Source organism: Agaribacillus sp. DX54 (genome assembly GCF_056858335.1).
This window is the reverse complement of the sequence record NZ_JBXEQE010000002.1, coordinates 204,488-220,396: the sequence shown is the minus strand read 5'-3', so window position 1 is coordinate 220,396 and position 15,909 is coordinate 204,488. Positions and strand designations below refer to the sequence as shown.

The 15,909-nt window shown below is 41.3% G+C and carries 12 protein-coding genes; 5 read left to right on the top strand and 7 right to left on the bottom strand.

All coding sequences use genetic code 11. The features are described 5' to 3' along the window. Positions 1-361: 361 nt before the first annotated feature. Positions 362-991: a response regulator transcription factor gene (locus tag AC04NP_RS03505; RefSeq protein WP_482858024.1), complete on the bottom strand. Its 630-nt coding sequence runs from the start codon at positions 989-991 to the stop codon at positions 362-364. 394 nt (positions 992-1,385) lie between these two features. Between AC04NP_RS03505 and AC04NP_RS03500 the strand changes: the two genes are divergently transcribed. The 3 genes from AC04NP_RS03500 to AC04NP_RS03490 all read left to right on the top strand — a co-directional run bounded on the left by AC04NP_RS03500 (position 1,386) and on the right by AC04NP_RS03490 (position 5,809). Beyond that, positions 1,386-4,094, top strand: coding sequence for a WG repeat-containing protein (locus tag AC04NP_RS03500; protein ID WP_482858023.1), 2,709 nt, complete (start codon positions 1,386-1,388; stop codon positions 4,092-4,094). Positions 4,095-4,187: 93 nt separating this feature from the next. Then, entirely contained in the window at positions 4,188-5,696 is a 1,509-nt protein-coding gene (locus AC04NP_RS03495) for a sodium-dependent transporter (protein ID WP_482858022.1), read from the top strand. Continuing rightward, the gene (locus tag AC04NP_RS03490) at positions 5,693-5,809 is read left to right on the top strand and encodes a MetS family NSS transporter small subunit (RefSeq protein WP_482858021.1); all 117 of its coding nucleotides are present in this window, start codon (positions 5,693-5,695) and stop codon (positions 5,807-5,809) included. Before AC04NP_RS03495 ends, AC04NP_RS03490 begins: the two co-directional genes overlap by 4 nt. Positions 5,810-6,169: 360 nt before the next feature. On the opposite strand, the gene AC04NP_RS03485 is transcribed toward AC04NP_RS03490, so the two are convergent. The 6 genes from AC04NP_RS03485 to AC04NP_RS03460 form a co-directional block, all read right to left on the bottom strand. After that, positions 6,170-7,084, bottom strand: a complete 915-nt coding sequence (locus AC04NP_RS03485; RefSeq protein ID WP_482858020.1) for an SDR family oxidoreductase — start codon at positions 7,082-7,084, stop codon at positions 6,170-6,172. Between the two features lie 6 nt (positions 7,085-7,090). Continuing rightward, entirely contained in the window at positions 7,091-7,933 is an 843-nt protein-coding gene (locus AC04NP_RS03480) for a peptidylprolyl isomerase (RefSeq protein WP_482858018.1), read from the bottom strand. 12 nt (positions 7,934-7,945) lie between these two features. Next, complete coding sequence (gene hemC, locus AC04NP_RS03475) at positions 7,946-8,875, bottom strand: hydroxymethylbilane synthase (protein WP_482858017.1); 930 nt, start codon at positions 8,873-8,875, stop codon at positions 7,946-7,948. Positions 8,876-8,910: 35 nt separating this feature from the next. Then, entirely contained in the window at positions 8,911-10,035 is a 1,125-nt protein-coding gene (locus AC04NP_RS03470) for a DNA polymerase III subunit (protein ID WP_482858016.1), read from the bottom strand. Positions 10,036-10,067: 32 nt separating this feature from the next. Further along, the gene (locus AC04NP_RS03465; RefSeq protein WP_482858015.1) at positions 10,068-11,273 is read right to left on the bottom strand and encodes a putative sugar nucleotidyl transferase; all 1,206 of its coding nucleotides are present in this window, start codon (positions 11,271-11,273) and stop codon (positions 10,068-10,070) included. A gap of 472 nt (positions 11,274-11,745) precedes the next feature. Continuing rightward, a complete protein-coding gene (locus tag AC04NP_RS03460; RefSeq protein WP_482858014.1) occupies positions 11,746-11,991 on the bottom strand; it encodes a type B 50S ribosomal protein L31 in 246 nt (81 codons plus the stop codon). A gap of 238 nt (positions 11,992-12,229) precedes the next feature. On the opposite strand from AC04NP_RS03460, the gene AC04NP_RS03455 reads away from it, so the two are divergent. After that, a complete protein-coding gene (locus tag AC04NP_RS03455; protein WP_482858013.1) occupies positions 12,230-13,963 on the top strand; it encodes a hypothetical protein in 1,734 nt (577 codons plus the stop codon). Between the two features lie 49 nt (positions 13,964-14,012). Further along, complete coding sequence (locus tag AC04NP_RS03450) at positions 14,013-15,845, top strand: ABC transporter ATP-binding protein (RefSeq protein ID WP_482858012.1); 1,833 nt, start codon at positions 14,013-14,015, stop codon at positions 15,843-15,845. Positions 15,846-15,909 lie beyond the last annotated feature (64 nt).

Genomic DNA, 15,909 nt, shown 5'->3' with positions numbered 1-15,909 from the left:
TCTTATTATGAGCTGAAGTATCCTAAAAAGCCATTTTTTTCACTCAAAGGTCTTGATAAATAAGATAAGTTTATACCGACCGAAATAGGGGATTTTGGCGAACGATAACTATACATAATTTTGCCGGAGCTACATCATTGAATGATAATGGGGATATATTCGTTAACACAATTTGGGGTATTTTTTTCTTAAACGGGCATATAACGGTGTGAATGGTGCATTTAGAAATTAAATTGGGTTAACGTAAAATGGGTTATTATCTTTTTTAGCAGTTTTGTACTTAATGAATGTAAAATATAGTAATATGTGGAATAAAAAAACGAGGTGAGTGCCTCGTTTACTTTCTTGCTGTAATAATTTATCAAATCAGCTTTTCCTTAAGCGCCTTTTCAATGGCTTCCGCCTTACTGTGTACCTGTAATTTGAAGTAAATATTTTTGATGTGGGACTTAACCGTCTCTTTATGAATAAATAATTCTTCAGAAATTATTGAATAACTTTTTCCTTTTGACAAGAGCTCCAGTACCTCGGTTTCCCTCCTGGTAAGCGGGGAATCCTGATTCTTCTGAAATGACTCAACCACCATGCGTGCAATTCTGGAACTCATCGGGGCACCCCCGGCTTTAATCTCATTAATGGCTTCGAGTAAACTGGAGTAATTGGCAGTTTTAGTAATATAACCGGAAGCACCGGCACAAAGTGCCTGGAATACAAGTTCGCTGTCTTCATGCACGGTTATCACTATGATATTCAGAGCCGGAATTTCTTTCTTTATACGTTGAATCCCTTCAATACCATGCATGCCAGGTAGTTCCAAATCCATCAGGATAATATCAGATTGGTCATTTTTCAGATTTTTAATCGCGTCCTCGCACTTCACATAACTGTTCACAACATCATATTCTTCAATGCTGTTTAACAGTAAGGCAAATCCATCTTTTACCACTTCATTATCTTCAACAATGACTATCCTAGTAATTTTGTTTTCCATTATTCTTGTTGTTGAGGTTCAAATAAACTTTAATAGTACTACAAATAGTATACTAAAACTATACACCATTTTGGGGTAAATTCCATGAAATGATTGTTTTTATTTTGTCAATGGGTATACTAATTGTGACGAAATAAACTTCGCACTGGTTATGCTACCCCATGAATTTCCAAAGTAACCGGCCTTAATGAATTGTCGCCATTTCCAAATGTAATTATATCGAATTTATCCCTCATCATCTCTTAAAATGTGATAAATGGTCTAATTATTGTTTAATGAACGCCAAATATTCTTTAGATTTAAGAAGTTTTTTGACAACCCGGAATTTTTCCCTGTAGATAGCAACCCCGATATGACATTATTATCTGTTTTGTAAAACCACAAATAATGGTTTTTGATTAATTTTAAAGGATATTTAACGATTAAATACAGCAAGGTTGATATTCATGGCTATTGCAAAATGAAGAAAGGTCTGTTTACGGTTGTAGTTTTTTTTAATGTGGCTTGCGGGGTTTTTGCTCAAAACTCAAAAAGGGCATTGTTGCTTCTCGAAAAAGAAGATTACCTGAGAGTTGAGCAGATTTTCAGGAAATCTGTTGAAAAGGATAGCATCAACCCGGGCGCCTATTATGTCTATTCAAGGTTATTTTTAAGCGAGTCCTTTCCAAGATATAACCTTGACTCCAGCTATCTCTTGATCCTTAAAGCCATCGATCACTATGCTTTGGTCGACCAAAGAGCCATAGAAAGACTCCATAAAATACCGATTGATGACTCAACGCTTTGGATGCAAAAAAACAAGATTGACAGCCTCGCGTTTCAGCAGGCACTCCATAACAACAGTGAAGCCGGTTATAATCTTTTTCTGAAAAAACACCCTGCCGCAGTACAGGTAAACCAGGCGAAAACCCTCAGAAACAAAGTGGCTTATAAAAAAGCCCGGGCAACCAATACTTACCAATCCTACAAAGACTTTATGGATAAGTATCCGGAGGCATCCGAATCCGGGGAGGCCATGGTTAAATACAACCAGCTATTATTCAATGAAAAGACCAAAGAGAAGTCGCTGACCAGTTACCGGCAATTTCTTAATGAACACCCCCAAACACCTTTCCGGGACCTTATTGAAAAAGATATCTTTGAAATTTCCACTGCCGATAATAAAAAAAACTCGTATGAGGCGTTTATCAGCCAGTATCCTGGCAGCAAATATGCCAAGAAAGCCCTGGATTATCTTTACTACCACCAGCAGGAAAATGGCGGCACCCCGGAAGATTTTTTGAAAACATATGCAGGGATAAGGAATATTGATTCTATCGGAAAACTTATCCCTTATCATAAACAAGTACTATTCCCTGTTTATGAAAACAATCGATATAGATTCTTTAACCAAACCGGAAAACTGGTTGAAACGCTTATTTGGGACAAGGACATTGATCCGTCTTACTTCTGTACCGGAATATATCAGGATTTTGTAATCGCCAGCGACAATAAAATAGGTTATATGCTGACCAAATCAGGCACAAAAATACATAAAGGTCTTTTTAAAACCACCGGATCAATGGGTTATGGTCTTCTAAAAATTGCCAATGAGAAGGGTTATGGGATCATTCACAAGGCCGGGTGGCAAGTTTTACCTGTAGCTTGGGACGAAGTCAGGCTGATCGCCAATCAATTTCTGGCCATCAAAAAAAACCGGCTTTGGGGGCTGGCTACGCTATCGGGAAAGTTATTATTCGACCCCCGATTTCAGGATATCCAGGTCGAAGGGGACTTTTTTATCTTTGAGCAAGACGGAAAAATCGCTGTCACCAACCATGAAGCGCTCACAACCATGCTGGCCGCCAACAATTCAAAGCTGCAATTCGAATATGATGATTATCAACTGGTGAATGACCAAGAAATGATTGTTATGCGAGATAATCAGGAGAGTCTGATAAACAACAAGCTGGTCACAGTAATTGCTCCCCAAGGCCAAAAAATCCACGATCAGCCCCATGGATGGTACGTCATTAGGACCGATACTTTTCTTGTGTATAATCAACAATTGCAGGAAGTGTTTGCCGGTCCATGCGATCAATACCAGTTCAAGGATGAATGGTTTGGTTTAAAACAAAATGATAAATGGGCGTTATTCAACATGCATCAGGGGATTAAAACAGGTTTCGAATTTGACAGCATCCAGTTTTTAAGCAAAAATGCGATTTATCTGACCGGCGAAGAAGAAAGATCCGTTTTTCTGGCCGGAGGCCCGGGGATCGAAATAAAAGAAGGGCAGAGGTTTCAATTGATTTTGTCCAATTTCCAGGAAAACCAGGGTGATAGTCTGGAATATATAGTAGTTACCGATCCCAAAAAAAGGCTGATAACACTCTACAACCTGAAAGGGGAAAAAATCAGGGCTTTGACCAACACACAAATGAATGCGCTGTACGATAACTTTTTTATTGTCGAAAAAAATGGTAAAAAGGGTATCATGAATAGCAGTGGGAAGATAGTACTTGCTACTTATTACGACGCCATTGGTAAACCGAAAAACGGGATCTTTTCACTTTTGCAAAGGAATAAATTCGGGGCATTCGGTGTAAATGACGAATTCACAATCCGTCCGGAATACGAATCAGCCCTTTCGGTTTATAATCAAAGTTTACTGGTTGCCACCAAATCAGGTAAAAGTGGTTTTATAGACCATCACAACAAGAAAATCAGCCCATTCGACTTCGAAAAAATTGAATATTGGCGTGACAGCCTTGCGGCAGTATACCAAGAAGGACGATGGCGGATCTATAATATTTATAAAGATGAATATATGATGGATAATCTTGCTGATTTTCAAATATTTGCAGACTCCTCCGAAAAAAAGGCTATTATCCTGGGGGAAAATGGTTACGGGGTAATCGGGAATCAATCTGGTATCATCATTAAACCTACATTCGACGATTTACAGGTGATCGGGCATAAAGACACTTATTTATTTTTCTGCGAAAAACATGTAAGAGAAGCGGGTTTATATGTGGTGATTTATTATGATAAAAATGGAAAAATGATAAGACGCCAGATTTATGGGGAGGAGGATTATGATAAAATCTATTGCAACAAATAGCTACAATCCTGCCAAATACCCACCCACGAATAATTTCATTTTTCCAAATAATTATCCTAGCTTAGGAAATTCGCTCACCAAAAACTTCACTTAATGACGAAACAGGAAGAATTCAGCAATCGCTGGGGACTGATTTTAGCATCGCTGGGAATGGCTATTGGTGCCGGTAACCTTTGGAGATTCCCAAGGCTGGCAGGACAATACGGCGGTTCTTTTATTTTACTTTGGATTTTTTTCCTTTTACTTTGGTCAATTCCAATTTTATTAGCTGAATTTTCACTGGGTAAAAAATACCAAAAGGGTGTTATCGGCACCTTTGGTGAGGCTTTGGGAAAATCTTATGCCTGGGTAGGTTTTTTTATCACCATCTGCACCTTGGGTATTTGTTTTTATTATTCGGTTGTGACCAGTTGGGGCCTGCAATATCTGGGGTTTTCATTCAAAAACGCCTATCTGGAAATATCCGGGGCTGACGGTCTGGATGCAGTTTTAATACAAGACCCGGATTATCTGGAGTCACACTGGAACGGGATATCCAACAGGAATCCAATCACCGTAATGTTGCATATTCTTGTGGTATTTGCCGGCAGTTTTTTGCTGGTCAGGGGCATTCAAAAGGGACTGGAGATAGCCAATAAGCTATTGATACCCAGCTTATTTATATTACTTCTTGTTATCACCATACTGGCGCTCAATATGGAAAACGGGGAAAAGGGGTTAGAATATATGTTTTCTATCGATATCCGGCTATTCTCCGATCCAAAAATATGGATTGAGGCGCTATCCCAATCCGCGTGGTCAACCGGGGCAGGTTGGGGGTTGATGATGACGATATCCTCTTACTCAAGAAAAAAAGAGGATGTGACCCTCAACACCTTTATCGGAGCTTTTGGCAACAATACCGCCTCGTTAATGGCTGCTATGGCGATATTGCCCTCGGTTTTTGCCCTGTCCCCTACCAAAGAACAGGCTACTGAATATTTACAGGCGGGAAACCAGGCCTTGACTTTTTCGATAATTCCTAAACTATTTGCCGGTATTCCAGGCGGTTCCTTTTTATCGGTGGTATTTTTTCTGGCTTTTTTTCTGGCTGCCTTCAGCTCGTTGTTGCCAATGATTGAGCTTTTTATCAAAAACCTCGTGGATCTCGGGCTGGCCAGGAAGAGCGCTGCTACACGCGCTGCCATGTTTACCATAGTTTTTGGTTTTCCCTCGGCATGGTACCTGGATTTTTTCAATAACCAGGATTGGGTGTGGGGAATAGGGCTCATTGTGAGTGGATTGTTTTTTGTGGTTGCTGCTATAAAAAGTGGCTTACTCACTTTCAAAAAAAATTTTATTGACAAGGATTCTGACTTCAAGGTGCCTGATCTTTATTTCAGGGCTACCATGGTGTTTAACATTTTTTTAGGGCTAATGCTCATTTACTGGTGGATGTCGCAGGGTTACAGCGATTATCCGTGGTTTGACGCAAACGGCCGGTGGAATTTGGTAGATATCTACAGCAATGCAAGCATCATTACACAATGGGCATTGGCATTGTTGCTGGGGATTGTTATCAATAAGTTTTTGTATAAAAAGTTTGTAAAAAACAAGATATGAGTACTTCAGCGATTATAGGAATGATATTGATCCTCGGAATTGTGGTAGGTGGGTTTGTATTCTTTTTATCCTTGGCCATAAAAAAAGAACGTGAAAAAAGAACGACTCACTGAAATCAGTGCTGGTTGCAAGCTGGCTTAAAATAGTAAACACAAGGCTGGAGCCCCACGCTATTTGTGGAAAAGCTAAGTCACGGAAGCCTTAGTGACTCTTTGTGTCTTGGTGCCTCCGTGGTAAAAAATGGTTAACCACAAAGTTCCCCAAGGTCAGACAATTGACCAAACATCTAACAAAAATAACTAATTCATAAGTATTTGAAATTCAATAATTTATGAATTATTCATATGAAAGGCACCAAGACACAAAGGGTTTCTGACGGAAGAAATGTTGGGTATCGGCAGCAAGACGCTCGCGTGGTGGCGTGAACATTTTTATGTTAGAATTTTTTTGGGGAAGGGACACCCTCCATCAGGCTAGTTTTTGGGCAGTTTTTGCATCTGTGCTGCCAGTATGGCAATTCCTTCCTCAAAAGAGTGGGGCCGGTAACCCAATAACTCCTTCGCCTTATCAATTTTCAGCCCGGTCTTCGGCGGTCTTTTGGCCGGTTGGCTGAAGTTGCTGGAATCGGCCATTGCCATCGTTGATGTATCCAGGTTAAAGAACGCTGCGGTTTTTACGGCCATCTCATAAGGGGTCAGGAGGTCTTTTCCGGCAATGTTGAAAATGCCTTTGGCCTGGTTTTTTACAATAAGAAAACAGCCCATAGCCAGATCTTCTGCCAATGTAGGAGTACGCCACTGATCGTTCACCACTTTGATGGATTGTTGATTTTCAAGACTGTTTTTTACCCACAAGATAATATTCGATCTGCTCATATCATGAGCCAGGCCATATACCAGGACAGTTCTGGCTATAGCCCAGTCAATATCACTGTCGGTTAATAGCCGCTCGGCATCCAGTTTACTTTGACCATAGATACTTATTGGATTTGGTGTCGCCTCTTCGTCCAGCGGACCAAAACTACCGTCAAATATAAAATCGGTAGAGAGATGTAACAAAAAAGCACCTGCCTCACGGGCAGCTTCAATCATGTGACTGACCGCGTCTACATTCATCGCCTGACAAAGGGCCTGCTCCGACTCGCACTGATCCACATTGGTCATGGCAGCAGTGTGTATTATGGCATCGGGTCGGTGAGTTGAAACCACCCCCATGACTTGGGATTTATCAGTTACATCAAGACTTTGGTAGTGATAGGTAAGGTCATTTTCCGGCAACCTGTTTTTACCCCTTGAAGTAGCCACTAGCTCATAACCGCTCATTGGAGCGATAAGCGCAACGAGTTTTTGCCCTAACAAACCGTTAGCACCTGTTATTAGTATTTTCATGACTGATTAACTCTCCAGGTATCGATACCCATATTCCTTGGTGATTTTCTTTTTGTTCATTTCCTCTACCTTCACTTTCATGACAATATCTTCTGCTGGTTTGTCACCTGGTCCAGTAGGTTGATCAGCGATAGCATCAATGACTTCCAGGCCTTCCACCACCATGCCAAAAACCGTATATTGGTCATCAAGATGTGGAGCACCGCCAATAGTGCTGTAATCATTCAACCTTTCAGCCGGATAGTCCTTAATTAAAACCACATTATATTCCGCTTCAATTTCAGGAATAAGGCTGTAGACCTTTTCCTGATAAGTCTCCTTATCACCGCTGTTATATAAATTTAATAACTCTTCCTTTAAGGAGGCGTTCTTTTCCAAACCTATATAGTTCCGGAGTTTAATGCTAAATTTATCCTGATCCACAGACAGTTGCTCTTTTGAAAATTGATCACCTTGCACAATGTAAAACTGGCACCAACTGGATGCCTTTTTGGGGTTCACCTGGTCACCCTGCCTCGCCGCAGCCAAGGCCCCTTTTTTGTGATAATACTTTGGAACAAACTCGGCAGGTATGGTTTCGTCTGATGGATTGTTTTCCTCCTTGGTATCGATGTCGCCCCCCTGTACCATGAATCCTTTAATGACCCGGTGAAAGATGGTACTGTCATATCTTCCGGACTTGGCTAGTTTTATAAAATTGCTTTTATGCTTCGGTGTCTCGTCAAATAATATCAGTTTCATGTCACCAAATTTTGTTTCAATGGTAACAAGGTAATCCTTATTATTTGAACAGGAGTTTCCTAAGATAATAAAGCTGATCAGTAGTAAATATTTTAGCTTGATATTCATTTCAATTTGGTTTTATAAGTTTTCTTTGATTTCATGCAATATGGCAGCCCCGCCACTCGATAAAACAGTTTCGGCCACTTCCAACCCTAAGGTTAATGCATTTTCCGGTTTATCCCTGTGTTGCGTCTTGATCAGCCTCTGGCCATCAAGACTGATAATACCTGCTTCTAGTTGAATCTGACCGTTATCATAGCCTGCTAATGCAAATACAGGTATGCTGCAGCCGCCCTGTAACCTCTTCAAATAGCCTCTCTCTGCGGTTAAAAGTATCTCGGTAAGCTGGTGATTAACAGCCTTCCTGACAAAAGCAGTTTTGTCATCAGGCAACTGTCGATGAACTTCTACCGCGATACTGCCTTGTCCTACCGCAGGAACAAATTGTTCAAGAGGAAATTTATGTATGACCATATCATGATAGCCCATTCTGTGAACCCCTGCGTAAGCGAGTAGCAGTGCGTGGCAGGCGCCATCTTTCATTTTTTGTATCCTCGTCTGGAGGTTCCCTCTGATTTCAGCGGTTTTTACATGTGGATAAAAATGTTTCAGCAAAGCCTTTCGCCTGGTTGAAGAGGTACCAACCACAATATGCTCATCGGGCCGGCTCCAATCTACATTTTGCAAATGACTAACCAGTACGTCATGGGCTGGCTCCCGTTCACTAAATGCAATCAGCTCAAAACCTTCCGGCAACTCCGAAGGCATATCCTTAGCGCTGTGCACGGCTATATCTATGTCACCGGTTGCCAGGGCTGCTTCTATTTCTTCTGTAAAAACCCCTTTACTCCCAATTTTGGCAATGGACACATCCAGCACCTTGTCGCCAGTGGTTTTGATCGCGACAATTTCAGTCTCAGCACCATTTTTCTTCAACAGGTCAGCTACATAATTGGCCTGCCACATGGCTAGTCTACTGCCCCTGGTTCCGATACGGATTTTCATCATTATCTGATTATCATACTTTTCTGCACATTATCTGCTCAACTCCTCAGTATTTTGGCAATTACAAGTGACAAATCTAAAAACAATATTCGAGGATTCGCATTTCTTTCCAAATGGAAATAACCGGAATTTAATGCTTGCGCTATCTTTTCCGTTTTGTTAAAGTTCATCACCTTTTCAAAATTCTCTACAAACGACTGCTCTTCCCCTTGCAGGCGCATAATTTCATGATTTTGTGTGCTTATTACCAGCGTTTCCCGCATCATATGCAAACCATATTGCAACAGGCTTTTCTGGGCCTCTTTGGTCATCTTCTGAAACAAATCCGACCATTCCACCATTTTTGTATAGTCGTTGGTAAAACACAGCCTCATCCAATCCCTAAACATCGCATGGCTATCATCTTCAACCTCAAAAGCCAGATGCCTGGCTTTGCTTAAGCTGCCTTCGCTCAAATGCGCCACCTGCCCGGCTTTCTTTTCATGCAACCCATCATCATTCATTAAAATAGTTTTCACCTCCTGATCAGAAAATGCCCTGATTTTTACAATTTGAGTCCTGGATAAAATTGTAGATAACAACCTTTCCGAATCATTTGTTACCAGCAGAAATATAGTTTTGCCCTGAGGTTCCTCCAATATTTTAAGTATGGCATTGGCTGCTGATTCATGCATAAACTCGGGCAGCCATATCAACATAACCTTGTAGGTGGCTTCAAACGCTTTTAGTGAAAGGGCCCTGATGATTTGACGGCTCTCTTCGCGTGAAATATTTAATTGCCTGTTTTCCCCACCGAAAAGGACACTCCATTCAGAGGCGCTGCCGTAAGGGCTTTCTAACAGGAATTTTCTCCAGTCCTTTAAAAATGTCGTGCTGTGAGCATCTTTGGCTGCTACGCTCTTGGTGCTGCTAACCGGAAAAGCAAAATGAAAGTCCGGATGAATGTATTTATTCATTTTAACACACGAAGCACACCGGCCACAAGCGTCATTAACCTGCCGGTCGGTACAATTCAGGTAGGTGGCATAGGCCAGCGCCATAGGCAGGTTGGGGCTGCCGTCTTTTCCCAAAAACAATTGGGCATGGGCAACATGATTGCTGTTGACTGCGTCAATCAGTTTCTCTTTTACCTCATTTAATCCCTTTATTTCAGAAAACAACATGATACACTATTTTATGTTTATGCCGATTTGCATCATTCCCAGTCCCGGAACTCAGCCGTATGCTCAAAAATATGTTCCAGGACTTTTTCTTCCCGGTCATCCAGGTTAATATCCCTTCTTTCCATGACGTTTTTAGCGACTTCAAGGGCTTCCGGAAAACGGTATGTCGTCATGTTATCTGCCCCGCCCCAGGAAAAGGAGGGGACAAAATTCTTTGGAAATCCTGCACCGAATATATTGGCAGATACACCTACCACAGTTCCCGTATTGAACATGGCGTTGATACCACACTTGGAATGGTCTCCCATAACTAATCCGCAGAATTGCCTGCCGGTGTTAACAAATGACCTTTCCAAGTAACTCCATAACTTCACTGAGCCATAATTGTTTTTCATATTGGAGTTATTGCTGTCTGCTCCAAAATTACACCATTCACCCACCACAGAGTTACCCAGGAAACCTTCGTGGCCCTTATTGCTGTACCCGAATATCACCGAATTGTTTACCTCACCCCCCACTTTACAAAAAGGCCCGACTGTCGAGCCGTTTCGCACTTTTGCGCCCATATTAAGATTCGAACCTTCCAGGATTCCAAAAGGCCCCTTAATCTTAGCTCCTTCGTGAATATGACAATGCTTACCGATATAAACCGGCCCGGCTTTCGCGTTAATTACTGCCGCTTTGACGTCAACACCTTCCTCGACAAATACATTTTCTGCTCCATAAACTATGGTATGCGGATCATTAATGCCAAAAGAGGTACGGTTTTTAGTGAGCATTTCGAAATCTGCGCTAATCTGAGCGGCATTATTTGCAAAGATTTTCCAGGGCCTGTCAATAATCACCGGAGCGGGCTGTTCGTATCTGATCCGGATAAATGCACCCGTTTCAGGACCGCGGTCTTTAATCGCCAGCAATTCATCCCCGGAGCAACGACAGGCAATAAAAATATCTTCATATACGAGGCATTCATTATCTTTCAGGTTTCGAACCCTATCGGCCAATGCTTCGTCGGGGCAGACCGCAGCATTGATGACAAGGTTTTGATCTTCCGAAATCAGGGGAAATTTGTTTTCCAGATAAGATACGGTGAGAAAGGAAGTCCTGCCGCCAATGCAGGCTTGCCATTTATCTTCCAAAGTTTGTAGCCCTACCAGGATTTTTCCTATTGGCCTTGTGAAAGTAAGGGGCAGAAGCGCCTCACGGACATCCCGGTGATCATACAAAACAATATTCATGACACAAAAATATAAAAGTCTTGAAGATTTGAAATTTGGCAGTGGCAATAGAATAAAAATAACCTCAAAAAAAACGCAAATATTTTTTTCCGGTGGGTTACCAAACGGAAGTGGAATCATTAAAACCCAAAGGAAATTATTAACGCGGTCTCCCTACGACTTATGGAAAGTCATATATAATGCAGAAAGGTGCCTGTTTGCAAGAACAGGCATTCTTTTTTTAAAGGAATGCCTGTTTTCTCTGCCCGGGCGGGAACCCTTATGCAGGTTTACAAAAAGTATTAAATTCTGCTTATTGAATATTGCTCATAGAAAAAAGCGTAACAATCTTTAGCTGAGCAACCTTATGCCTGAGAAATTCTTTGTGTCTTGGTGTCTTTGTGGTTAACCATTCCTCACCACGAAGGCACTAAGACACAAAGAGGCACAGAGATATTCGGCCAATGTTTGACCACGGATACTTTGCGGTTTTTTATTTTTTCTTGTACCTTCTGTTGAATTTTTCAACCCTTCCGGCAGTATCGAGGAAAATTTTCTTACCGGTATAAAACGGGTGTGAGGCGGAGCTGACTTCCACTTTGATCAAGGGGTATTCATTGCCATCTTCCCACTTGATAGTCTCCTTGGAGGTCATGGTGGACTTGGTAAGAAACTTGTAGTCACTCGACGTATCCATGAAAACCACCTCCTTGTATTCCGGATGAATGCCTTTTTTCATTATACTATATTTTTGAATTTATCTAACGCTTTTCAAAAGAGGCACAAAGTTAAGGTACTTACAACAATTAAACAAGCGTTTAGTCTTTAGTAGTTCAAATTAATCACATGGGTAAACCGGCTTTCATGCTATACCCGATGGTATGTAAGCTTCCTGGCCATTTTAAGCAATATATTTTGCACATTTTTCCTGATTTTAGTTTTGTATTTAATATTTTGCAGCGGCATACTAATCATCTATGAAACAATACATTATCCTGATTTTGCTTTTATTTACTTTAACCTTCAGGAGCTACAGTCAAAGTGCCAATGCACCCCTGAACAGGGATTACTACTACTTGCTGGACAGATATGAAATAAAAAGCGGAAAACTATCCGGTTCCTTTCATAGCTCTATGAAGCCTTATCAGCGAAAATCCATAGCCCGGTTTGTCGATAGTTTGCTGTCGGACGAAGAAGCAAGGTACTACAGCACAACCGACAAGGATAACCTGTTGTATCTTGCCAATGACAATTGGGAATGGTCTGAATATGCTCAAAATGAAAGCAAAAAGCCATTTTTAAAAAAGCTGTACCGGAAAAAATCGGACTTTTACCACGTAGATACAAAAGCCTTTGATTTGCATGTCAACCCGGTCCTTCACCTGTCGGCGGGATTTGACAGGGGTGAAGAGGTAACCCCATTTATCAACACGCGAGGTGTGGAAATCAGGGGTATGGTGGACAAAAAAATTGGGTTTTACAGCTTTTTAGGAGAAAACCAGGCCAATTATCCGCAATATGCCAGATCATGGATTACCGATACCGTGTACCAAAGGTTTGCCATACCTGGTGAAGGTTTTTGGAAAACCTATAACGACAATGGGTACGATTTCTTTACGGCCCGGGGATATATAAGCTTTAATGCTACCGAGCATGTGAACCTACAGTTCGGGTTTGACGAAAATATCGCTGGCAATGGTCACAGATCCATGATTCTTTCAGATTTTGCCAATGCATACAGTTACCTTAAAATCCAGGTCAAAGTATGGAAACTCAGGTACACCAGCCTGACCGCTGAAATGAAGGCCAATGCAAGGGCTTCTGCGGGTGGTTCGCGCTCAGACACACGGTTTCCCAACAAATTTCTGGCATATCATCATTTAAGCGTCAATATTGGAAAAAACTTTAATCTGGGGTTGTTTGAAATTATCAACTTCGGTAACAATGATCCGAACAGAATTACAGTACCTATTAATATCGCTTATTTAAATCCAATAATATTCTTCAGGGCCATTGAACAAAATGAAGGCAGCCCCGATAATGCGATTTTGGGTACCGATTTCAAGTGGAACTTTTTAAGCAAATTCTCACTCTACGGACAATTGGTACTGGATGAATTTAAACTCGATAATGTAACCGCAGGTAATGGATGGTGGGCCAATAAATTCGGATATCAACTGGGCATGAAATATATCGACGCTTTTGGGGTGCCTAATCTTGATTTGCAAGCCGAAACCAACATCAGCCGTCCCTATACCTATTCACATTTTACGGAAAGAACCAATCATTCGCATTATAACCTGCCCCTCGCCCATCCTTACGGTGCCAATTTTAAGGAATACATCGGCATAGCAAGGTATCAACCTTTTCATAAACTGGCACTGGTCGGCAAACTGATATTTACGGAGTTTGGGGCGGACATTAATTCAACTTCAAATTTTGGAAGCGACGTGCGCAAAAGCAGCAATGAAAGATTCAATGAAAACGGTGATCCTCTGGACAATTTTGGCAATGAGCTGGGGCAGGGCGTTAACACACAAGTTATATATGGTGATTTCACAGCGAGTTATCAACTAAAACACAACTTTTTCATCGACTTAAAAGGGATCGTAAGAAGAATGGACAGCGCCATGGATGAACGAGACCTCAACAGCGTGGTGGGAACTTTAGCTATTCGCTGGAATATTGCTCCAAGAGAGCTGGAGTTTTAATAACTTTGCACCCCACAAACAGTTAGGTAATACCGTTGAAACGAGTTTTATGAAGTTGCTATCAAGAATATTTCAATTTGCCCGTCCTTTCAGGGCAAATGTACCTCAATATATCATTTATACTTTTCTCGGTATAATTTTCGGGCTGGCGAGTTTTGTATTGGTTATCCCGCTGCTGGAAGTAATATTTGACCAGCTAGATGAGGCAGAACTTACGGTTTACCGCGATTTACCCCCTTTTGAATGGTCGTTTACTTATCCTGAAAAGGTTTTTTATCACTACTTTCTGGCTTTCACTGATAATCAGGATAAGCTCACCTCCCTGTTGTTTGTGTGTGGGGTGTTAATTGTCGCCAATTTTTTGGGAAACCTGTTTAAATACCTTTCGATGGTGATGTCAGCCACCATTCGAGCAAAGCTTGTGCGAAATTTGCGGGACACAATTTATGAAAAAATCAACCGGCTCGATATGGGATTTTTTACAAACGAGAGAAAGGGAGATACCATATCCAGGATCACAAATGATGTGCAGGAGGTAGAACGGTCGGTAATGTATGCCATACATGTCGCTTTTAAAGAGCCCGCGACGATTATTATTTACTTTATTATACTGTTTCTTATGCAGTGGAAACTAACCATTTTATCACTGCTGATTTTGCCTGTAGCCGGAGGAATCATATCCAGTATTGCCAAAAGGCTGAAAAGAGCTGCCGTTTTAAACCAGGAGTCGATTGGTCGCATTCTGAATGTGGTAGAGGAAAGTCTGTCCGGAATGAGGGTCATCAAAGCCTTTACCGCCGGAAGCCATATGCTTAAAAAATTTAAAGAGGAAGACAAGATCTATGCCAACATCAATGTTTCAATGGCTAAAAAATTTGAGTTGGCCTCTCCGCTTTCCGAATTCTTTGGTATTGTAACCATTTCCGGTATTTTGCTGATAGGGGGTAATCTGATATTTGAAGGATCGATGGATGGGGCCCAGTTTATTGGGTATCTCATAATTTTCAGTCAAATCCTAACCCCGGCCAAAGAAATATCCAAGGCTATTTCAGCCATACAAAAAGGCAATGCATCTGCCGAAAGGATTTTTGCCATATTAGATACCGAACCAAAGATCAGGGATATTCAGGGGGCCGTCAGCGTTGAAGGGTTTAATCAATCTATCTCCTTTGATGATGTATCATTTTCTTATGATCGGAATAAGCCGGTTTTAAGTGATATTGGATTTAATATAAAAAAAGGAAAAACCATAGCATTGGTAGGACCTTCCGGTGGGGGTAAGTCTACGATGGCCGACCTGATTCCACGGTTTTATGACCCTGATGCAGGTGAGATTTTACTGGACGGCAAAAATATCAAAGAAATAAAAGTTGAATCTTTACGGAAGTTAATGGGTATTGTAACCCAGGAATCTATTCTTTTTAATGACACAGTTTTGAATAACATAGCTTTCGGCATGGAACATGTCGATGAGCAGGAAGTAATCAAAGCCGCAAAAATTGCCAACGCTCATGAGTTCATTGTTAAAATGGAGCATGGCTACCATACACAGATTGGAGAGCGTGGCTTAAAACTATCCGGCGGACAAAGACAAAGGTTAAGTATTGCCAGGGCTGTTTTTAAAAACCCACCCATTTTGATTTTGGATGAGGCAACTTCTGCCCTGGACTCTGAGTCGGAAAAGCTGGTACAGGATGCGCTAAGCAATTTAATGCATAACCGGACTTCTATCGTAATTGCGCATCGGCTAAGTACTATCCAGCATGCCGACGAAATCCTGGTGATTAAGGATGGAAAAATTTTGGAAAGAGGGTCGCATGAAGAATTGTTGGAAGTCAGCGGGCTTTATAGCAAGTTGATTGAGATGCAGACGGTTGGGTAATTGACAATTGACAATGTACAATTGACAATTATAGATTGTCAGGCACTAATTGTCAATTGTCAAT